Origin of the sequence: Streptomyces sp. NPDC046215 (assembly GCF_040646215.1) — a bacterium.
Taxonomy (GTDB): Bacteria; Actinomycetota; Actinomycetes; order Streptomycetales; family Streptomycetaceae; genus Streptomyces; species Streptomyces stramineus.
Genome location: NZ_JBEYZW010000033.1, coordinates 32861 through 53156 on the forward strand (window position 1 = coordinate 32861; position 20296 = coordinate 53156).

The following is a 20296-nucleotide window of genomic DNA, read 5'->3' on the forward strand; positions in this document are numbered from 1 at the left end:
GTCAGGATGATCGTTTCAGCAGCCCTTGAGGACGCCCGCCAGCGCCGTCTTCTCGGCGGAGTCGACCGTCAGCTTGTAGTAGTGCTTGGTGGCCACCCACATCTGCGCGTACGTACAGGCGTAGGAGTTCAGCGGCGGCATCCACTGGGCGGGGTCCTTGTCGCCCTTCTCCTGGTTGACGTTGTCGGTGACGGCGATCAGCTGCGGCCGCGTCAGGTCGTTGGCGAACGCCTGGCGCTGCGCGTTGGTCCAGGTGTTCGCGCCCGACCGCCACGCCTGCGCGAGCGGCACGATGTGGTCGATGTCCACGTCCTGGGCGTCGGTCCAGGTCGCGCCGTCGTAGGGGGAGAACCAGGAACCCTTCACGGCCGCACACTTGCCGTCCTGCTGCACGTCCTTGCCATCGCGCTTGAGGACGACCTCACGGGTGTTGCACTGCCCGCTCTGGGTGCTCCAGTGCGGGAACTTGCTCCGGCTGTAACCGTCCATGGAACCCTCGTTCTTGACCGTGAGCTGCCCCAGGTACGCACGGGCCGTCGCGGCGTCGGGCGGGGTGGGCGGCGCGGCGTGAGCGGTGGGGCCGCTGAGCACGAGGGTGCCGACGAGCGCGGTGAGGCCACCGGCTATGGCGGTACGACGCGCGTAGACGCTGCGCAGGGATGACGGAGTGCGCTGGGCGAACATGGGAACTCCCTTGTGGTGGGGGGTCGTCGGCCGCTGGTCGCGGCCAGAATGGCGGCACGGTGTTGCCGGGGGGTGGTCGCCAGGTAACAGGGTGACGACGCGATCATGTCAAGGCAAGGGCTTGCGGAAGTGAACTTCGCCCCTGACACGCCACCACCCCGCCGGGCGGACCGGGGAGTTCGCCCGAACGTAGGGTGGCCGCGTGCTCGCCGCCGAAACGCTGCTGCCCGTCAACGCGACCCTCGGGGCCGTCCTCGCCGTCCTGCTCGTCGCCGCCGCGGGGGCCGCCGCCCTGGCCCGGCTCGCCGACGCCCGGGGACGCGGGTACGCCCGGCCGGTCGCCCTGGCCGGGCTGCGCGCCGCCGCCCAGCTGGCGGCCGTCTCCGCCCTCATCGGCTGGGTGGTCCGCGCGGTCCCCCTGCTGCTGTGCTTCCTCGTCCTGATGTTCGCCGTGGCCGTACGGACGGCCGGCCGGCGCGTCACGGACAACCGCACCTGGTGGTGGGCGGCGCTGCCCATCGGCGCCGGCGTGCTGCCGGTCGTCCTGCTGCTGCTCCTGACCGGGCTCGTGCCGCTGAAGGGCATCACCCTGATCCCCGTCACCGGGATCCTCATCGGGGGCGCGCTCACCGCGACCGTCCTGAGCGGCCGGCGGGCCCTGGACGAGCTGCGCACCCGCCACGGCGAGGTGGAGGCGGGCATGGCGCTCGGGCTGCCCGACCGCGAGGCCCGCCTGGAGATCGCCCGCCCGGCCGCCTCCGACGCCCTGCTCCCGGGCCTGGACCAGACCCGCACCGTGGGGCTCGTCACCCTGCCGGGGGCGTTCGTCGGCATGCTGCTGGGCGGGGCGTCACCGGTGCTGGCGGGGGCGGTGCAGCTGTTCGTGCTGGTCGGGCTCATGGCGGTGCAGGCGGTGGCGGTGGCCGTCGTCCTGGAGTTGATCTCGCGGGGGCTGCTGCACCGGGACGCCGGCCCGGCGGGTGAGCCCGGCGCGCGGCGGCGCCCGTGGCGCTCCTCGCGTACCCTGAACGGAGCAGAAGGGGAGTAGCTCTTCGCCGGACCGTCGACATACTGCTGAGTCCGCTCAGCCGGCGCCCGGAGGCGATCACCGTTCCCGCGGTGTGCGCCAGCGAGACCTTCGGCCGCAGTGTCCACGACGCTGCCGTGCCGAAGCGACCCCGCAAGCCACGCAGGTCTCTCGGTGCGGCAGCCCCACCGACAGAGGAATCCCGTGTTCAGCTTCACCATCGCCGCTCTCGTCTTCGGCGTCGTCTTCCTGGCCGAGCTCCCCGACAAGACCGCCCTCGCCGGCCTGATGCTCGGCGCCCGCTACCGCGCGAGCTACGTCTTCGCCGGGGTGGCCGCGGCCTTCGCCGTGCACGTCGCCCTCGCCATCGCGGCGGGCAGCGTCCTGACCCTCCTGCCGCACCGCCTCGTCCAGGCCGTGGTGGGCCTGCTCTTCCTCGCGGGCGCCGCCATGCTGATCTTCAAGCGGGACGAGGACGAGGAGGAGATCAAGAAGCCGGCCGACCAGTCCTTCTGGAAGGTCTCCGGGGCGGGCTTCATGCTGATCCTGGTCGCGGAGTTCGGCGACCTCACCCAGATCATGACCGCGAACCTCGCCGCCCGCTACGACGACCCCGTCTCCGTCGGCGTGGGCGCGGTCCTGGCGCTGTGGGCGGTGGCGGGCCTGGGCATCGTGGGCGGCCGGACGCTGATGAAGTACGTCCCGCTGGCGCTGATCACGAAGATCGCGGCGGTGGTGATGCTGGCGATGGCGGGCTTCAGCTTGTACGAGGCGGTGTCGGGCTGACGGACCAATTCCGGGGCTGGGTTCGGGTTCGGTGCGGGGGCCGGGGGCTTCGCGTGTCCGCCCACGGCCGGCCGGTGGGCGGGGCGTGGGTGGGGGCGCGGGCTTGGGATCAGTGGGTGATGTCGTTGTCCGTGCGGTCCGGCCGAGCCCGCTGACCGTCGTGGTCGACGGTCAGGCCGAGGCGCGGGTAGGGGAACTTCATGCCCGCTCGCGCGTCCGCCTGGCCGTAGCCTGCCGGCCCCGAAAGGGTGTGCCACGCAAATACAGAGTCCCCGTCAGCAAACCAACGGGGACCCGTGAACGATCAAGGCTAAGCCGCCTCCACGGCCCTACGAAGGGCATCCTTGTGCTCCCATGACCAAGGGGCGTCCCGTAGCTCCTCCGGAAGGTCGGCGAGCCCGGCTTTCAAATGGTCGACAGCTTCGCTGTAGCGCCCGAGTGCGAGAGTGCAGAGACCCATATTGAGGCGGTTGAACGCAGGCGTCAGCCAGTAGGCGGTATCCGGCGGAGGGAGGGAAGCTGCTGCATCCGTCAGTCTTTCCGCCTTTTCCACCATGCGTAGCGCTGCTCTCATTTCACCAAGGGTCGCCATTCCGGCTGCTGCTTGCAGGTAGTCCCCGATTCGCTGGGAGGGGTGCGCGCCAGGAGTGTCGGCTGCGGCGGAGAACCACCGGGCAATGCCTTGGGGCCTGTCCTGCTGTCGGGCGATATAGCCCTTGAAGTTCAGGGCTTGGGCCGCAAGAGTGCCATTGCCGATCTCATCTGCCAGTTCTAAAGCGTCGTTGAGAAGCCTCACTGCCTCGCTGTCTTTGCGGGCCTGGGCGAGCATCCACCCCGAGAACTGGATCCACTCGGACGCGACCTCTGCCAGGTGATCCCTGTGGGGCCCTCGGGCGCCCCGGAGAATTCGGGTGACCTCCTTCATCTGTGCCATGGTCGCCGGGATGACCGACTGCGGATTTACGGAGTCGTCCAATCGCCGGTATGCGGCCAAGACTCCCGCGAGTGCGTCCACGGTCCCTGCGTCCAGTCGAGAGGGGTTGGAGGCGCTGCGGGCGATCCTCGACTTTTCGTCGCCGTCGAGCACGGTTGCAGCCAACGCGCCCCCCGCCCCGACAAGGTCATCCAGCGAGGCCGCAAGTTTTCCCGAAGGATTCTGTTTGCCATTGAGGACTCGTGACAGGTAGGCGACGTCGTAATTTATTGCGCGTGCCGCAGCCTTCATGGAATATCCACTGTCCCGCAGTGCTCTGCGGGTGAGATCAGCAAAGTCACTCATCGTGAACCTCTGAGGGTTGACCGGTGATGTCTCCAGAGTAGTCAATCCCGGTCAACTCCCGTGCAAGCACTACACGTCGAAGTATGGCTACACGCAAGTACCCCCGCGACGCGGCGAACGTCCGGGGGCGTGGACCACCTGAAGGAGCCAGGCAGCCATGACAGAGCATAGGCAGGAGACGCCCGAAACGGGCGGTGGAGCCGGCCTCGCATTGCGACGCGGGACAAGACGGACCGAGGCTGACAGGGCACAGCGTCGTGCGCCGGCCGATACTGCGGTCGGAGTGGACTCCGTCCTACCGCTGGTGATCGCACCGCGAGACAGCGGCTACCGCTCCGGAACGCTGGTGGCCGACATGGACACCGGACGGGTCGGCGTGCTGCATGTCGGCGGCGACTACTCGGTCACGGTGAAGACCGGTGCAGAGACATGGGTCCCGGCCCGGCACGACCGGCTGAGGCTCGCGACCGATGAGGAGCGCCGCGCGCTGGGGCTGGGGCCCCGGATGCGCCCATGAGCGGCGGACTGCCGTACTCGCTGCCGCACTCCAGCGGGCCGTCCTCCGGCAAACCGCGCGTCTGCGAACGGTGCGTCAAGGACGAGTTGGCGGTGCAGGCTGCTGCTGCGCGGGGTGACGTGATGGGCGCCCACATCTTGCGACGGCGACAACGTCAGCACTGGCGCACCGCGCACCCGGAAGCCCGGTGAACGACCTGTGACGGGCCGGCAACACCTATTCCGCTCCCCGGGAAGCCGCCGCAGGGAGCGGGTACCACGCCCGTTTGGTCACCCTCGTATCTGAAGAGGCCGGGCGGGTGGCGCCACCGCACGACGGCCCGGGGACGGCCCCTGTGCCGGGCACGGCGTTGGGTAGGAAGGAGCACGTAAAAATGGGTAGGAAGGACTTCGAGGAAGCGGGCGAGCCTTGGGACCCTCAGGCCAATCAGGATCAGGTCACCGATCCCGACACTCGGGTTTTCGGGAACGGTGACGTGCACAGCTCGCACGCCGACGACAAGGACCGGGAGGACTAGTGAAGCTGGGCGAAGACCTGATTCAGGACTTGAGGGAACAGGGCTTCATGCGGTGCGAGACCACCCCGGACGGCAAGGCCGTGGTCATGCGCAAGCGTGACCGGTGGACCGTGGTTCCTCTGCGGTGGCTCACCGATGACGCCGTGGACACCATCAAGGCTCAAGCCGGCATCAGCCTCGTCTGAGCCACCTCCCCGACAGCCCCGTCCGTGCGCTCCTCCCCGGAGGCGCGCGGGCGGGGTTCAGGCCGGTGGCCAAAGTCCCGCGTTCTCCCATCCCGCGCGTCCGACGGGAACGGCGCCGCCCCTTCCGCCGTTCCCTGACCGTCAACTGTGCTGAGGGTGACGGGGGAGTCAGCTGTGGCGATATGGGCCATGTCGTTTCCGGCGTTCGTGTGTCTGCTGGCCGTGTTCGCGCTGGTGGAGAGCGCCTGGCGGTGGTTCACCGGGCTGGGCCTGATGCCGTGGCTGCGCAAGCGTACGGGGCGGTCGTTGTCGAATACGGCCTTCGATGAATTCACGGCGGTCGTGAACGGGAACAAGACGGCAGAGCTGGAGCAGCGGCGGGTGGAGCTGCTGCGGCGGGACGACGAGAGCGACGGCGCGCCGCCCCGCTCCAGCGTCGACCTGGCCAAGGGCACCGCGTTCATTGTGGTGCCACCGGAAGCGGGCGGCCCGCGCGACGCCCGTGCGGGCCGGCGGTGAAGCGCGCACCGGAGGGGCCCGGCGCAGCACCGGCCACGCTGTGGGGGCGGATCGCGTGCTGGTGGGCTGTCGCCTTCGCCGCGTTGCACTTCTACTGGGCCGTCGGCGGTGACGCCGGGCTGAGCATCTCCGCCGGTCCGCTGGCCACCGAGCGTCCGCTGTGGTTCGTCCTGGCCGGTCTGTGGGGTGTGGGCGCGCTCTGCCTCCTCGGCGCCCTGCTGGCATGGCTGCTCGCCCGCTCCAGGCTCCGGGGCGCTCCCGCGCGGCTGGCAAGGTGGCTGGGGTGGGGCGCCGGTGCCCTCCTGCTGGCCCGTGGCATCGGTGTCGAGGTGCTGTTGCTGACCAACGCCACGCAGCTGGACACCTCCGTGAGCGCGGGGCAGCGGGCCTGGACGCTGGCCCTGTGGAACCCCTGGTTCATCGCCGGGGGCCTGGCCTTCGGCCTCGCGGCCCGCCGGTCCGGCAGGCGCACCGACGCGGAACCGCTCCCGGGGTCCGGACGCTGATCGTTCCTCCTGCCGGACGCCCCGCCTTTCCCGGCCCCGTTTAATCGCGTGAGCAACCCCCACCCCCCATGCGACCATCCCCCCATGGACGCCCCCGCCACCGCCCGCCCCGCCTGGGTCATCGCGCCCGAGCCCGTCGGTTCCGGCGAAGTCGCAGGGCTGTTGCGGGAGTACCTCACCGACGTCGCCGACCGCTGGTACCGGCTCTACCGCGGCCGTGCCGTGACCGCCGCGGAGATAGAGGGCCACCTCGCCGAGGACCCCAGCGACGATCTCGCCCCGCCCACGGGCGTGCTCCTCGTCGCCCGGCATCACGAGGCGGCCGTGGGGTGCGTGGGGCTCCGGTGGCGGGACGAAAAAGTCGTCGAGCTGAAGCGTATGTACGTGCGGCCCGCGCACCGCGGGGCCGGTGGGGCCGCCGCGCTGCTGGCCGCCGCCGAGCAGCTGGGGCGCGAGTGGGGTGCGGAGCGGATCGTCCTCGACACCCGCAAGGACCTGGTCGAGGCGCTGGCGCTGTACGCCCGGCACGGGTACGCGGCCGTGCCCCGCTATAACACCGCCGAGGACGCCCCGTACAGCGAGGTGTGGCTGGGCAAGGCGCTGCGGTGATCACCGGCGGTGCCGCGCGTCGTGATCGCCCCGCATGCCGTTGTGGGGCTGTTCGGCGTCCGAGCCGCACAGTTCGGTGTTGATCTCCCGGACGAGGACGTGCAGATCGGTGGGCCGGTCCGGGGTCCACCAGTCGCCCAGCAGCCTCGCCAGCGACTCCTCGCGCGCCTGGAAGAGCAGGTCCGCGACCCGCCGCCCCTCCTCGGTGAGGACCAGCGGCATTCCCTCGCGCACCGCCAGCCCGCGCGTCTCCAGCTGCTGCGCCGCGTCGGTGACGATCCGCAGGGGGATGTCCACCCGCTCGGCCAGGACCGCCGGTTCGGCGTGCCCGTAGCGCTTGATGCGCAGCAGCATCCAGCTCGCGGCGGGTTTCAGGTCGAACCCGGCCCGGGCGGTGATCTCCTCGTACACCTTGCGCTGTCCCTCGCGGCTGCCGAGCAGGGACAGCGCGCGGGCGACCTCCTCCCGCGAGGAGCGTTCGACGGGGTTGCTGGAGAGGACCTCGCTGGTGTCGGGGGCGGTGACGCTGGCCCGGAGCGGGTCCTCCCGCAGCAGCCAGGCGAGGGCGAAGGCGACGAGCATCGCGGGGACCGCGTACAGGAACACATCGGTGATCGACTGGGAGTAGGCCGCGAGGACGCCCGCCCGCTCCCCGGGCGGCAGCGCGGCCACGGCCCGCGGGTCGGCTTTGAGCTGGTCGGCGGTGATGCCCGCGGGCAGCGGCCGGCCGGCGAGGGCGTCGGTGATGCGGGTCCCGAGCTGGTTGGTGAAGATCGTGCCGAAGACGGAGACGCCGAACGAGGCGCCGATGGACCGGAAGAAGGTGGCGCCGGAGGTGGCGACGCCGAGGTCCTCGTAGCCGACGGAGTTCTGCACGATGAGCACGAGCACCTGCATGACCAGGCCGAGCCCGAAGCCGAACACGAAGAAGTACACGCTCATCTCGCCGGTGCCGCTGTCCGGGGCGAGCTGGTGCAGCAGGAGCAGGCCGATGGCGGTCAGGGCGGTGCCCGCGACGGGGAAGAACTTGTAGCGGCCGGTGCGGCTGACGATCTGCCCGGAGGCGGTCGAGGAGATCAGCATGCCGGCGACCATCGGCAGCATGTGCACGCCGGACATCGTCGGCGAGACGCCGTGGACGACCTGGAGGAACGTCGGCAGGTACGTCATCGAGCCGAACATCGCAAAGCCGATGACGAAACCGATCACGGAGCAGAGTGTGAACGTACGGACCCGGAACAGCTTCAGCGGAAGGACCGGCTCCGCCGCGCGTCGCTCCACCATGACGAACGGGACCAGCAGCACCACGCCCAGCACGCCCAGGCCGATGACCTGCCAGGACGACCAGGGGAACGTGACACCGCCCAGCGAGGTCATCAGCACCAGGCAGGTGGCGATCGACGCGATGAGGAACGTGCCCAGGTAGTCGATGCGGTGCGGGGTGCGGCGGACGGGGACGTGCAGGACGGCGGCGATGACGAGCAGGGCGACGATGCCGATGGGCACGTTGATGTAGAACACCCAGCGCCAGCTGAGGTGGTCCACGAAGAGGCCGCCGAGCAGCGGTCCGAGCACGCTCGTGCCGCCGAACACCGCGCCGAACAGGCCCTGGTAGCGGCCGCGCTCGCGGGGCGGCACGATGTCGCCGACGATCGCCATCGACAGCACCATCAGCCCGCCGCCGCCCAGGCCCTGCACCGCGCGGAAGGCGATGAGCTCGCCCATGTCCTGCGCGATGCCGCACAGGACCGAACCGAGCAGGAAGATGACGATGGCCGCCTGGAAGAGCTTCTTGCGCCCGTACTGGTCACCGAGCTTGCCCCACAGCGGGGTCGCGGCCGTGGAGGCGAGCATGTAGGCGGTGACGACCCAGGACAGGTGGTCCAGGCCGCCGAGGTCGCTGACGATCGTGGGCAGGGCGGTGGAGACGATCGTCTGGTCGAGGGCGGCCAGCAGCATGCCGAGCAGCAGCGCGCCGATCGCGACGATGACGGTGCGCCGGGGCTGCCCCTCACCCGGTACGGGTGCGGGCGCGGCGGCCACGGAGGGGCCCGGGGTGTCGTCCGCCATCGGCGCTCCTGGGTGCGACTCGGGTGCGGCCCGGCCCGGTCGGACCGGGCTGCGGCGCCGGATTCGCCCCTACGGACCTGCCGTACGGGCCGCCCCGTGCCGGGACCTGCCGGCGCCTGGTGTTCCATCGTGGGCCCGATTCGCGCCCGGGGCCCGCCGGGCTAGGCCATTGGCAGCCCGTGTGACGCTCCAGGGCCCCTCTTCCGGGGGTGCCGCGGGCCGGGCGGCAGGGCTTGTGACCTGGGCGTTGGCGTTCATGGCGCCTCTTTTTGTATCGTGAGGAAACAAAGTGGCTCCGCCCGTATTCCCTGACCGGCGGGCGGAGCCGCTTGCCTTTCTCCCGCGCCCAGGAGTCCGCCGATGCCGGCCCACCGCACACCCGTCACCAGCGCCGCGACGACGCTGACCGCCCGCGCCCTCCTGCTGGACATGGACGGGACGATCGTCAACTCCGACGCCGTGGTCGAGCGCTGCTGGCGCCAGTGGGCCGGCGAGCACGGTCTGGACCCCGACGAGGTCATGAAGGTCGTCCACGGCCGACAGGGCTACGCCACCATGGCCGTCCTGCTGCCCGACCGCCCCATGGAGCAGAACCACGCCGACAACCGGCGGATGCTCGCGGCCGAGACCGCCGACGTCGACGGCGTCGTGCCCGTCGCCGGTGCCCCGGCCTTCATGGCCGCCCTCGCCGGCCTCCCGCACGCCCTGGTGACCTCCGCCGACCTCCGCCTGGCCGAGGCCCGCATGGGCGCCGCCGCGCTGCCGATGCCCGCGGTGCGGGTGACGGCCGAGTCCGTCGGCGCCAGCAAGCCGGACCCCGAGGGCTTCCTCAAGGGCGCCGCCCGCCTCGGCTTCGCCCCCGAGGAGTGCGTCGTCTTCGAGGACTCCGAGGCGGGCATCGCGGCCGGCAGGGCCGCGGGCATGCGCGTCGTGGGTGTGGGCCCCCGCGCGGCGGCGCACGCGCCCGACGCGCACGTCGCCGACCTGACGCGGGTGCGCGTCGAGGCGCTGCCCGGCGGCGGCCTGACCCTGCACATCTCCTCCTGATCCGCTTGGCGTGAACCCGCTGGCCACGTGGCTCAATCACCCGGTTGGCACCGGCAGATGACGCGGGGGTGGCCTGCGCCTGTTCTCCAGGACTCAGTAAGGTCTCAAAGAGCCCTTCGCGGGTGACCTGCCGGGCGACTGGAGGAGCGGCGAGGCGTGGCGAACGCACAGAGGAGCGGCCTGGGAAGCCCGCCGGGAGCGGGCCCGCGGACCGGCCTGGCACTGGGAGCTCTGTGGCTCCTCGCCGGCTTGCTGGCCATACGTCAGACCGCCGCGGTGCTGCGGCTCCCGCCCGAGCGGCGGCTGACCGACCTGGAGCGCTGGATCGGCCCGGACGGGGTCCTGCACGTTCGCGGCTCGCTCTACGACACCGACGAATTCACCGGCACCCCCTTCGCGGGGCTGGTGCTCAAACCCCTGACCCGGGCCGCCGAGCAGAGTCTCGGCGTCGTCTGGGCGCTGGGCACCCTGCTGCTCGTCGTCGCCCTCGCCCTCGTCGCCGCCCGCTCCCTGCCCGGGCCGGTCTCCCGCCGCACCGCCCTGCTCGCCGCCCCCGCCGCCATCATCCTGGCGGTGCTGTCGCTGCCCGTCCGCAACACCTTCACCCTCGGCCAGACCAGCATCCTCCCGGTGCTGCTCGTCCTCCTCGGCTGCTGCCTGCCCCGCCTCGCCCACGGCTCCGGCCGCGGCAGCGGCCTCCTCATCGGGCTCGCGGCGGCGCTCCAGCCCGCCGTGCTCCTCTTCGCCCTGCTGCTCCGGCTGACCGGGCGGCGCCGTGCCGCCGTCTGGACGGGCGTCACCTTCGCGGCCTGCTCGGCGGTGGCCCTCGCGGCCCTACCGGACGACTCGTGGACCTACTGGGTGCACCACGTCGCCGGCGCCGGTCTCGGCGCCGCGCCCGACGGTCTCGCCAACCAGTCCCTGCACGGCCTGCTGCTCCGCCTCGGGCTCCACGGCCCGGCTGAACTGGCCCTCTACGGGGTGCTCGCCGTCACCGTCGCCGTGCTGGGCCTGCGCCGGGCCGCGCGCTACGCCCTGGACGGCCAGCCGCTGCTCGCGACGGCCGTCACCGGCTGTGTCGCCGTCGCGGTCTCGCCCACCGCCTGGCAGCACCAGCTGCTGTGGATCCTGCTCGCCGTCGTCGGCCGGGTCGGCAGGCGCCGCGCCGACCGGCTGGTGTGGCCCGTGCTCGTCGTCCTCGTCATGACGCTGACCAGCGCGGTGCTGATGCCGGACAACCCCGTCCTGCAGCCGATCGGCCGGAACGCCCCGCTGCTCGCGGCCCTGTTCGCGGCCTGCGCGGTGCCGTTCCTCACCCGCGACTCACCGCTGTGGGACCGGCCCGAGCCCACCCCCGTCGCCGAGCCGCGGCCCGGCCGCTTCTCCTGGGTGCCGCTGGTCTCCTTCTGGAAGCGCCCGCTGAGCCGGCCGAACGTCCTGCTGGAGCTGATGCTGATAAGGATCGGCTACTGGGTCTACTCCTTCATCCGCGCCTACGCCCCCGACGAGCGGGCCCTCGCGGAGGCCCACGGCCGGCAGATCATCGGCGTGGAGGAATTCCTGCACATCGACATCGAGCACGGCTTCAACCACTTCGTGTCGACGGTGGGCTGGCTCACCGACAGCATGAATTACTACTACGGCACCTTCCACTTCCTGGTGCCGGTGTCACTGCTGGCCTACCTCTACGTGCGCCGCCCCGGCACCTACCGCTGGGCCCGCACGGCGCTGTCCCTCGCGACGCTGATGGCGCTCGTCGGCTTCTGGCTCTACCCGCTGGCCCCACCGCGGCTGATGCCCGGCCGGGGGTTCATCGACACCGCCAACGGCCCGCAGGACCTCGACAACCCCGACTTCGGGGCGCTGACCGAGCTGTCCAACCAGTACGCGGCCATGCCGTCGCTGCACATCGGCTGGTCGCTGTGGTGCGGCGTCGTGATCGCCGCCGTCGCGCCGAAGCTGTGGATGAGGTGGCTCGGCATGATCTACCCGCTGCTGACCCTCTCCGTGATCATCGGGACCGCCAACCACTACGTGCTGGACGCGGTCGGCGGCGCCGTCGTGGTGGCGTCGGCCTTCGCCATCCAGTACGTGCTCACCGGGCCGGGGCTCCGTGCCCCGGGCGGGCCGCCCGGGCCGCGGAGCCCCGCGGAACCGGCCGTGGAGGACGCGGCCGGCCCCGCTGCGGCACCGGCGCCGTCCAAGGGCTGACGCCCCGGGCGGCCGCCGGTGCCGGGCGGCCGCGTCAGCCGGTCACGGTGATCGGTGTCGCCGGGTCGGTGGTGTTGGTGACCTCGTAGGTGGCGTTGAAGACCGACGTCGCCGCGCTGGTCGGACAGCCGAACCCGCCCTCCACCTTCACCGGGACCGAGGCGTTGGTGACGGTGAGCTTCGAGGGCGCGCCGTTGGTGAACTCCGTGGCGATGTCCGCGGCGGCCGTGGGCGCGCCGGTCACCGTGCAGGTGGCCAGGCCGCTGGTCTTCAGGACGAAGCCGCCGACGGGGACGGTCAGGGTGGCGGTGGAGGGCGAGCCGTGCTGCATGGCCACGCTCCAGGCGCCGGAGGTGACGACGGTCGCGGTCACGCCCGGCAGGCTGGCGGTGCAGGAGGAGTAGGTGGGCGCGTTGATGGGGCTGACGACGGGGCCCGCCGGGTTGTGGTTGCCCGGTGCGGCCGGGACCCGGTTGTTGTCGCTGCCCGCGGTGGGCTGCGAGGTGGAGACCGTGCAGGTGAGGGTCACCGAGCCCGCCTTGAAGGTGGCCTTCCCGACGAGCTTGGCGGCGAAGAAGTGCCCCGCCGGGGAGACGGTGGTGGAGCCCGCGGCGAGCGGGGCGCCGGGCTGGGCCGATGCCCCGGGGCCGGTCAGGGTGAGGGCGGCGGTGCAGGCCAGCCCCGCGCCGGAGGCGAGCAGGGCACGCGTACGGAGGCTGCGAGAGCGCATGGGATCTCCTTGTGTGGGAGGTGAGCGGTGCCGATCCGTGGGGGTCGCGGATCGTCCATGGGGGGATGTGGAGGCGCGGTCAGCACCGGGCCCGGGCGGCGGCCCGGGGAAGGCGGGGGCGGTTCGTGTCCGCGTGCGCCTGTCCGTAGGGCCGGGCCCGTGCGGGGCCCGCGGGCCCGCGCCGTGGTGGTTCCTCGGGCCGGACGCCCGCCTGTTCGTCCTGCCGGCGGTGCGTCCGGCCGTCGGCCTTGTCGGTTGGTGCGTTCGGTGCGGCCGGGGGCGACCGGTGTGCCCGGTCGCCGTCCGCCGGTGCGTCCGCCGGTGCGTCCGGCCGTCGGCCGGCCGGTTCGCGCCGACCGGTTGGTTCGCGCCGAGCGGTTGTTCGCGCCGAGCGGCTGGTTCGTGCCGACCGGCTGACGAACCGTCGGTCGGGCCGGTGGCCGGTCCGTGCGTCCACCGGTCCGTGCGTCCGGTGGTCCGTGCGTCCCGGTGGTCCGTCCATCGGCTGCCCGCCGGCCCGTTCGGCCGTCCGGCAGCCCGTAGGCCGGGCCGACCGGTGGTGCCGGCCGGCTGACGGCCTGTCGGCCGCCGGATCGGTGGCCGGTCCGTGCGGCCGGAAGACCGCCGGCCGGACCGGCCGTCGTGGCTTCGTTCCTCCGTGACCGGCCCGGGTCGGTCACGGCCCGGCGTCCGGCCGGGTCGTGCGGGGGATCCGCCCCGGCTCCGGTCCCGTCAGGGGCCGGGCGCGGGCCGGGGGCCCGGGTCCGGCGCGGAGCCGGGACGGGCGACGGTGTCGGATTCGAGGGTGTCGGATTCGGGGGTGTCCGCCCCGGAGCCGGGAGGGGCTCCGAAGTCGGCCGGGACGGCCGCGGGTGCGCCGCCGGCAGCGGCGCCCGGACCGTCACCGCCGTCCGGCGCCCCCAAGGGCGCCCGCGGCTGCCAGGCGAAGATCATGGCGCCGCCGACGACGCCGAGCAGGGTGCCGATCAGGAACCCGCCGAGGTTCGACATGACCAGCGCCGCCGCGGCGATCATGACGGTGAGGACTCCGGCGAGGCCCCGGTACTGCGGTGCGAACCAGGCCGTCAGACCCATCAGGATCATGACCAGGCCCATGAGGACCGACGGGATGCCCGCGATCCCCTGGTGGAGCATGACCTTCAGCGGTGCGAGCGGGATGGCGCAGATCTCCGCGCCGGCGAGGACGGTGGCCAGGCCGCCCCAGAAGGGGCGCCCCTTGCGCCACTGCCGCCACGCCGCCCAGGGGCGGCGGCGCGGGCTGCCGGACTCGGTGCCGGCCGCCACGTCAGAAGCACTCCTGCTTACCCTTGTTGATCTTCATGCTGAGACCGGCCAGCTTGAACGTTCCCGCGTTGGTCGCCCAGGCGACCTGCTGGAGGTCGGTGATGTACACGCGGTCGGCCTGCTGGGCGAAGAGGTCTTGCAGGCCCTGGGCGGACTCCGGCCCCTTGTCCAGGGTGGAGGCGTCCCGGCCGATCTCGATGTTGGAGAACTCGGCGTCACCCGCGAGCTGGGTGGCGTCCACGAAGAGGTCGGTGGCCTTGACGGGCTTGCTGCCGCCGCCGGCCTTGAGGTTCAGCGAGATGTCACCGATGACGGGCAGGTGCGTCACCACGGACTGGCAGAGCTTCTTCAGCTCGGCTTCCTTGATCGCGGTGACGGCGACGGGCAGCAGGTCGCCGCGGGCGTTGGTGTCCACGCTGCCGTACTGCGCGAACCCCTTGCCCTCCAGACTGGCGGCGGAGACCTTGAACTGCTGCCCGGACACGGCGAACGAGGCGGCCAGCGCCCCTTCGGCGAGCGCGATGGCCAGACCGGCCGTGACCGCGAATCCCGGCACGGCCAGCACGGCGAACTTCCGCCACCTGACGCGTCCCGTCACTTGTCTGCCCTGAGCGTCCTTCATGCTGGTTGCCCCCTCGGAGAGCGTGGAGAGCCTGCGATGGTGGCGGGCCTTTGAGTTCGTGCGCGGCCGGCACGGGCGCCACCCGCGCCGGGCGCGGGCGTGCAACGGGCGTGCGACGTGTATACGAACGTGCCGACCCGGAAGGTGTACCCGAGAGTAAGTCCGCCGAAGGCCGTGGGCAAGGTGCCGGTACGGACCTATTCCCGTACTGCGCAAGGGAATTGACGAAACGTCATTTACGTATAGCGCACCCGCAGTTCCTTGATCCCGTTCAGCCAGGCCGACCGCAGCCGCCGGGGCTCGCCCGCCGCCCGGATGCCCGGCACGGTGTCCGCTATCGCGTGGAAGACGAGGTCGATCTCCAGGGTGGCGAGGGACTTGCCGAGGCAGAAGTGCGGGCCGCCGCCGCCGAAGCCGAGGTGGGGATTGGGGTCGCGCGTGATGTCGAAGGCGTCGGGGCGCGCGAAGACCTCCGGGTCGTGGTTGGCCGAGGCGTAGAAGAGCCCCACGCGCTGGCCCGCCCGCACGGGGACGCCGCCCAGCTCGGTGTCCTCGGTGGCCGTGCGCTGGAAGGAGACCACCGGCGTCGCCCACCGGACGATCTCCTCGGCCGCCGTGGCCGGGCGCTCGGACCGGTAGAGCTCCCACTGCTCGGGGTGGGTGAGGAAGGCGTGCATGCCGTGGCTGATGGCGTTGCGGGTGGTCTCGTTGCCGGCCACGGCGAGCAGCAGGACGAAGAAGCCGAACTCGTCGGAGCCGAGGTTGCCCTCGTCCTCGGCGGCCACCAGGCGGCTGACGATGTCCCGCGCGGGACATTCCTTGCGCTCGGCGGCCAGATTCATCGCGTAGGAGATGAGCTCGGCCGCGGCCAGGGTGCCGGCTTCCCGGGTGACGGCGAGCTCGGGGTCGTCGTACGCGATCATCTTGTTGGACCAGTCGAAGATCCGCGCCCGGTCCTCCTGGGGGACGCCGATGAGCTCGGCTATGGCCTGGAGGGGCAGCTCGCAGGCGATGTCGGTGACGAAGTCGCCGCTGCCGCGGTCCCGGGCGGCCGCCACGATCGCCTCCGCGCGGGTGCGCAGGGCGCTCTCCAGGGCCCGGATCGAGCGCGGGGTGAAGCCGCGCTGCACGATCTGGCGGACCCGGGTGTGCTCGGGCGGGTCCATGTTGAGCATGATCAGCCGCTGGGCGTCGATCTCCTCGCGCCCGATGTGCTCGTTGAAGCGGATGATCGAGGTGTTGGCCGCGGCCGAGAAGACCTCGGGCCGGGTGGACACCTCCTTCACGTCCGCGTGGCGGGTGACGGCCCAGTAGCCGTCGTCGTCGAAGCCCGCGATGCCGTGCGGCTGGGCGTTCCACCACACCGGCGCGGTCCGCCGCAGCGCCGCGAACTCCGGGAGGGGCACCCGCTGCCGGTAGAGGTCGGGGTCGGTGAGGTCGAAGCCGTCGGGCAGCGCTGGACAGGGCATCGGCCCCTCCATGTCTGATGGACCGTCAGATACGCCCGAAGGTAGTGACGGCGCACCGGGGCGGCAAGGGAGGCGACGCCATCTGTTGCGCACGCGGCCCGTGCGCGACCCTTGCGTACCGGGGGCCGCAGTCATAAGACTGCGGGCGGAAGTAGAACGCGTATCAGTAACGGCTGCCGGCGCGGTGCGTCGGCATCGCGCGTCAGGTGTCGGTACGGCGGGGGACCGCCCGTTGTCAGGAGCCGTCCCCCGGACCCCAGGGGAAGACACAGCGCGCCGCGGGCGCCGGGACGTCCGCGGCTGCCACGAGAGGACGAGCCATGGCCGCGGAACCCGTCATCGTCGAAGCCGTACGCACCCCCATCGGCAAGCGCGGAGGCGCGCTCGCCAATCTCCACCCCGCCTACCTGCTGGGCGAGACCTACCGGGAGATCCTCGCCCGCACCGGCATCCAGCCCGACTGCGTCGAGCAGATCGTCGGCGGCACGGTCACCCACGCCGGCGAGCAGTCGATGAACCCGGCGCGCACGGCCTGGCTCGCCATGGGCCTGCCCTACGAGACCGCCGCCACCACCGTGGACTGCCAGTGCGGCTCCTCCCAGCAGGCCAACCACCTCGTCGCCAACATGGTCGCGGGCGGCGTCATCGACATCGGCATCGGCTGCGGCGTCGAGGCCATGTCCCGGGTGCCGCTGGGCAGCGGCTCCAAGCACGGGCCCGGCAAGCCCTTCCCCGACGAGTGGAACGTGGACCTGCCCAACCAGTTCGAGGCCGCCGAGCGCATCGCCCGCAAACGCGGCCTGACCCGCGAGGACGTCGACGCCTTCGGCCTGCTCTCCCAGGAGCGGGCGGCCCGGGCCTGGGCCGAGGAACGCTTCAAGCGGGAGATCTTCGCCGTCCAGGTGCCCACCACCGAGGAGGAGCAGTTCGCCGGGCAGGGCATGTGGCGGCTCGTCGACCGCGACGAAGGGCTGCGGGACACCAGCATGGAGGCGCTCGCCGGGCTCAAGCCCGTGATGCCCACCGCCGTCCACACCGCCGGCAACTCCTCCCAGATATCCGACGGCGCCAGCGCCCTGATGTGGGCCTCCAAGCGGATGGCCCGCGCCCTCAAGCTGCGCCCCCGGGCCCGGATCGCCGCCCAGGCGCTCGTCGGCGCCGACCCGCACTTCCACCTCGACGGGCCGATCGACGCGACGCGGGCCGTGCTCGGCAAGGCCGGGATGTCGCTCAAGGACATCGACGTGGTGGAGATCAACGAGGCGTTCGCCTCCGTGGTGCTCTCCTGGGCCCGGGTCTTCGAGCAGGATCTGGAGAAGGTCAACGTCAACGGCGGCGCGATAGCGCTCGGCCACCCCGTGGGCGCCACCGGCGCCCGGCTGATCACCACGGCCCTGCACGAGCTGGAGCGGACGGACAAGGAGTTCGCGCTGATCACGATGTGCGCGGGCGGCGGGCTGGCGACGGGAACGATCATCCAGCGGCTGTAGGGCGTCCCTCCCGCGCGTCCTGTGCCTCCTCGAACTCCACCGGCGCGTCGAAGGCCGCCCGGCGGGTGGCCCGGCGCAGGGCCCCCAGGACCGTGGGCCCCAGCGCCAGCGTGGCCACGACGGTGAGGACCGCCCGGGGCAGGTCCCAGCCGAGCGACGTCGCCAGACAATAGGCGACGAAGCGGGCGAGGTTCTCCGGCAGCGGGTCACCGGGGACGAAGGACACCCCGGTGGCCAGCGCGCCGATGTAGGGCCAGCCCTGGAGGTTCATCACCGTGCCGTACAGGAGGGAGGCCACCGCCCCGTAGCCGGCCAGGAGCAGCAGCTCGCGGCGGCCCCGGAGGCGGTCCGGGCCCGGCAGCAGGCCCGCACCCATCGCGACCCAGCCCATCGACAGCATCTGGAACGGCATCCACGGCCCGACCCCGCCCGTCAGCAGCGCCGACGCGAACATCGACACCGAGCCGAGGACGAACCCGAAGCCCGGCCCGAGGACCCGGCCCGAGAGGACCATCAGGAAGAACATCGGCTCGATGCCGGCCGTCCCCGCCCCCAGCGGCCGCAGGGCCGCGCCCGCCGCCGCCAGCACGCCGAGCATCGCGACGGCCTTGGCGTCCAGGCCGGTGTCGGCGATCGTCGCGACGACGACCGCGAGGAGCAGCGGCAGCAGCGCCGCGAACAGCCAGGGCGCGTCCTTGGAGTGCGCGAGCCCGGACGCGGAGTCGGCGAGCAGGGGCCAGCCGAAGGCGGCTACGCCTATGGCGGAGACCAGGGTGAGCGCGGCCACCGACCGCGGCCCGAGGCGGACGGCCCGCGCCTGGCGGTCGGGGACGGGTTCGCGGGGCGTGCGGGGGCCCGGTTGTGCGGGGTCGTGGACGGAGGGTCGCTGTGCCGGGTCCGGGCCGGTGCCCTCTGCGCGGGGTGTGCCGGGGTCCGGCGGGGGGTGTCGCGTCATGCCGTCGCCTCCGGTGCTTCCAGCGTCGCCCTGACCTGCGGGACCGTCAGCCACGGCAGCGGGGCGAGGACCTTGGCGACCTGAGGGGCGAAGGCCGGGGAGGCGACCACCACCTCGGCGGTCGGGCCGTCCGCGACGATCTCCCCGTCGGCGATGACGACGACCCGGTGTGCCAGCTCCGCCGCCAGCTCCACGTCGTGCGTGGCCAGGACGATCGCGTGGCCCCCGGCGGCCAGTCCCCGAAGGATCTCGACCAGGCGGGCCTTGGCCGCGTAGTCCAGGCCGCGCGTCGGCTCGTCCAGGAGGATCAGCGGCGGACGGGCCGTCAGCACGAGGGCCAGGGCGAGCGCCAGGCGCTGGCCCTCGGACAGGTCGCGGGGGTGCGTCGTGTCGCGGACGTCCGGGAGCAGGCCGGAGACCAGCGCCCGGCAGGTGCCCGGCGCGGCGGAGGCGTCCTTGTCGGCCTGCGCGCACTCCTGCGCGACCGTGTCCGCGTACAGCAGGTCGCGCGGGTCCTGCGGCACCAGGCCCACGTGGCGCAGGAGCTCCGCCGGGGCGGTGGACCGCGGCGGCACCCCGCCGACGCGCGCCGAGCCGGCGGCCGGCGCGTGCATGCCGACGAGCGTCCGCAGCAGCGTGGACTTGCCCGCGCCGTTGCGGCCCATCAGCGCGACCGTCTCCCCGGCCCGCACCGTCAGCTCCGCCTCGCGCAGCGCGACGACGCGGCCGTGCCGGACGGTGAGCCCCCGCACCTCGGCGGCCGGCGGGGCGCCCGCCGGGGACCCGGCCCCGCCCGCGCGCACCGCCCTGCGCAGCAGCCCGCCCGCGCGGGGCCGGGGTTCGGGCGCCGGGGCCGCCGTCCCGGTCCGGGCGGGGGCGGGCAGGGCCGCCAGCCGCTCCCGCAGCGGGGCCGCCTTGCGGCGCGCGTCCCGCACGGACAGCGGCAGCGGCGACCACCCGGCGAGGCGGCCGAGCGCGACCACCGGCGGGTGGACGGGCGACACGGCCATGATCTCGGCGGGGTCGCCGACGACCGGGGCGGCCCCCGGGGCGGGCAGCAGGATCACCTGGTCCGCGTACTGCACGACCCGCTCCAGCCGGTGTTCGGCCATCAGCACCGTGGTCCCCAGGTCGTGGACCAGCCGCTGGAGCACGGCCAGCACCTCCTCGGCCGCGCCCGGGTCGAGCGCGGACGTCGGCTCGTCCAGGACCAGTACCCGGGGGTGGGTCGTCAGCACCGAACCGATGGCGACGCGCTGCTGCTGCCCGCCGGAGAGGGTGGCGATGGGCCGCTCCCGCAGTTCGGCGAGGCCCAGCAGGTCGAGGGTCTCCTCGACCCGGCGCCGCATCACGTCCGGGGCCAGGCCCAGGGACTCCATGCCGTAGGCCAGCTCGTCCTCGACGGTGTCGGTGACGAAATGGGCGAGCGGGTCCTGCCCGACGGTCCCGACGACGTCGGAGAGTTCACGCGGCTTGTGGGTGCGGGTGTCGCGCCCGGCGACGGTGACCCGGCCGTGCAGGGTGCCGCCGGTGAAGTGCGGCACGAGGCCGCTGACGGTGCCCAGGAGAGTCGACTTGCCGACACCGGACGGGCCCACCAGCAGGCAGAGCTCGCCCTCGGGCACGGTGAGGTCGACCCCGCCGAGTGCGCGCACGGCGCCGCCGCCGTCGGTGTCCTGGTAGGTGACCGACACCTGCTCGAACCGGATCACTGCGGGGCCTCCTTACGGCCGGGCTCGCGGCCCGGGGGAGAGGTGGGGTGCGGGGC

The 20296-nt window shown here is 72.7% G+C and carries 20 protein-coding genes; 11 read left to right on the forward strand and 9 right to left on the reverse strand.

Going from position 1 to position 20296, the window contains the following annotated elements; all coding sequences use genetic code 11:
- Positions 1-15: 15 nt before the first annotated feature.
- Positions 16-657: an HNH endonuclease family protein gene (locus ABZ951_RS16690; RefSeq protein WP_344089406.1), complete on the reverse strand. Its 642-nt coding sequence runs from the start codon at positions 655-657 to the stop codon at positions 16-18.
- Between the two features lie 229 nt (positions 658-886).
- On the opposite strand from ABZ951_RS16690, the gene ABZ951_RS16695 reads away from it, so the two are divergent.
- Both ABZ951_RS16695 and ABZ951_RS16700 read left to right on the forward strand, forming a co-directional pair.
- Positions 887-1732 (forward strand): ABC transporter permease, encoded by an 846-nt coding sequence (locus ABZ951_RS16695; protein WP_344089384.1) that lies wholly within the window; start codon positions 887-889, stop codon positions 1730-1732.
- A gap of 183 nt (positions 1733-1915) precedes the next feature.
- Complete coding sequence (locus tag ABZ951_RS16700) at positions 1916-2497, forward strand: TMEM165/GDT1 family protein (protein ID WP_344089385.1); 582 nt, start codon at positions 1916-1918, stop codon at positions 2495-2497.
- Positions 2498-2807: 310 nt separating this feature from the next.
- Here ABZ951_RS16700 and ABZ951_RS16705 read toward each other — a convergent pair whose 3' ends face one another.
- Entirely contained in the window at positions 2808-3821 is a 1014-nt protein-coding gene (locus ABZ951_RS16705) for a helix-turn-helix transcriptional regulator (RefSeq protein ID WP_344089386.1), read from the reverse strand.
- A gap of 259 nt (positions 3822-4080) precedes the next feature.
- Here ABZ951_RS16705 and ABZ951_RS16710 point away from each other — a divergent pair, with 259 nt between their 5' ends.
- From ABZ951_RS16710 to ABZ951_RS16735, 6 genes are all read left to right on the forward strand, one after another.
- Positions 4081-4293, forward strand: coding sequence for a hypothetical protein (locus ABZ951_RS16710; protein WP_344089387.1), 213 nt, complete (start codon positions 4081-4083; stop codon positions 4291-4293).
- A gap of 373 nt (positions 4294-4666) precedes the next feature.
- Positions 4667-4810, forward strand: a complete 144-nt coding sequence (locus tag ABZ951_RS16715) for a hypothetical protein (protein WP_344089389.1) — start codon at positions 4667-4669, stop codon at positions 4808-4810.
- The gene (locus tag ABZ951_RS16720; protein WP_344089390.1) at positions 4810-4995 is read left to right on the forward strand and encodes a hypothetical protein; all 186 of its coding nucleotides are present in this window, start codon (positions 4810-4812) and stop codon (positions 4993-4995) included. The genes ABZ951_RS16715 and ABZ951_RS16720 overlap by 1 nt, the downstream gene beginning before the upstream one ends.
- A 189-nt stretch (positions 4996-5184) precedes the next feature.
- Positions 5185-5514 carry a DUF6191 domain-containing protein gene (locus tag ABZ951_RS16725; protein WP_344089391.1) on the forward strand — a complete coding sequence of 110 codons (330 nt, stop codon included), beginning with the start codon at positions 5185-5187 and terminating at the stop codon, positions 5512-5514.
- The gene (locus ABZ951_RS16730; RefSeq protein WP_344089392.1) at positions 5511-6020 is read left to right on the forward strand and encodes a DUF3995 domain-containing protein; all 510 of its coding nucleotides are present in this window, start codon (positions 5511-5513) and stop codon (positions 6018-6020) included. The genes ABZ951_RS16725 and ABZ951_RS16730 overlap by 4 nt, the downstream gene beginning before the upstream one ends.
- A gap of 84 nt (positions 6021-6104) precedes the next feature.
- Entirely contained in the window at positions 6105-6629 is a 525-nt protein-coding gene (locus ABZ951_RS16735) for a GNAT family N-acetyltransferase (protein WP_344089393.1), read from the forward strand.
- Here ABZ951_RS16735 and ABZ951_RS16740 read toward each other — a convergent pair whose 3' ends face one another.
- Positions 6630-8699 (reverse strand): MFS transporter, encoded by a 2070-nt coding sequence (locus ABZ951_RS16740; RefSeq protein WP_344089394.1) that lies wholly within the window; start codon positions 8697-8699, stop codon positions 6630-6632. It abuts the gene before it with no gap.
- A 360-nt stretch (positions 8700-9059) separates the two neighbouring features.
- Here ABZ951_RS16740 and ABZ951_RS16745 point away from each other — a divergent pair, with 360 nt between their 5' ends.
- Positions 9060-9746: an HAD-IA family hydrolase gene (locus tag ABZ951_RS16745; protein WP_344089395.1), complete on the forward strand. Its 687-nt coding sequence runs from the start codon at positions 9060-9062 to the stop codon at positions 9744-9746.
- Positions 9747-9902: 156 nt separating this feature from the next.
- Positions 9903-11957, forward strand: coding sequence for a bifunctional glycosyltransferase 87/phosphatase PAP2 family protein (locus tag ABZ951_RS16750; RefSeq protein WP_344089396.1), 2055 nt, complete (start codon positions 9903-9905; stop codon positions 11955-11957).
- A 34-nt stretch (positions 11958-11991) separates the two neighbouring features.
- On the opposite strand, the gene ABZ951_RS16755 is transcribed toward ABZ951_RS16750, so the two are convergent.
- From ABZ951_RS16755 to ABZ951_RS16770, 4 genes are all read right to left on the reverse strand, one after another.
- Complete coding sequence (locus ABZ951_RS16755) at positions 11992-12687, reverse strand: hypothetical protein (protein WP_344089397.1); 696 nt, start codon at positions 12685-12687, stop codon at positions 11992-11994.
- A 732-nt stretch (positions 12688-13419) separates the two neighbouring features.
- A complete protein-coding gene (locus ABZ951_RS16760; RefSeq protein WP_344089398.1) occupies positions 13420-13992 on the reverse strand; it encodes a DUF6114 domain-containing protein in 573 nt (190 codons plus the stop codon).
- A gap of 1 nt (position 13993) precedes the next feature.
- On the reverse strand, positions 13994-14614 hold the full coding sequence (locus ABZ951_RS16765) for a DUF6230 family protein (protein WP_344089399.1): 621 nt from the start codon (positions 14612-14614) through the stop codon (positions 13994-13996).
- 236 nt (positions 14615-14850) lie between these two features.
- On the reverse strand, positions 14851-16083 hold the full coding sequence (locus ABZ951_RS16770) for a cytochrome P450 (protein ID WP_344089400.1): 1233 nt from the start codon (positions 16081-16083) through the stop codon (positions 14851-14853).
- Positions 16084-16403: 320 nt separating this feature from the next.
- Between ABZ951_RS16770 and ABZ951_RS16775 the strand changes: the two genes are divergently transcribed.
- A complete protein-coding gene (locus tag ABZ951_RS16775) occupies positions 16404-17573 on the forward strand; it encodes a steroid 3-ketoacyl-CoA thiolase (RefSeq protein ID WP_344089401.1) in 1170 nt (389 codons plus the stop codon).
- Here ABZ951_RS16775 and ABZ951_RS16780 read toward each other — a convergent pair.
- Together ABZ951_RS16780 and ABZ951_RS16785 are read right to left on the reverse strand one after the other, a co-directional pair.
- Positions 17557-18528: an ECF transporter S component gene (locus ABZ951_RS16780; RefSeq protein ID WP_344089402.1), complete on the reverse strand. Its 972-nt coding sequence runs from the start codon at positions 18526-18528 to the stop codon at positions 17557-17559. The genes ABZ951_RS16775 and ABZ951_RS16780 overlap by 17 nt on opposite strands.
- A complete protein-coding gene (locus tag ABZ951_RS16785; protein ID WP_361280107.1) occupies positions 18525-20240 on the reverse strand; it encodes an ATP-binding cassette domain-containing protein in 1716 nt (571 codons plus the stop codon). The genes ABZ951_RS16780 and ABZ951_RS16785 overlap by 4 nt, the downstream gene beginning before the upstream one ends.
- Between the last annotated feature and the right edge of the window lie 56 nt (positions 20241-20296).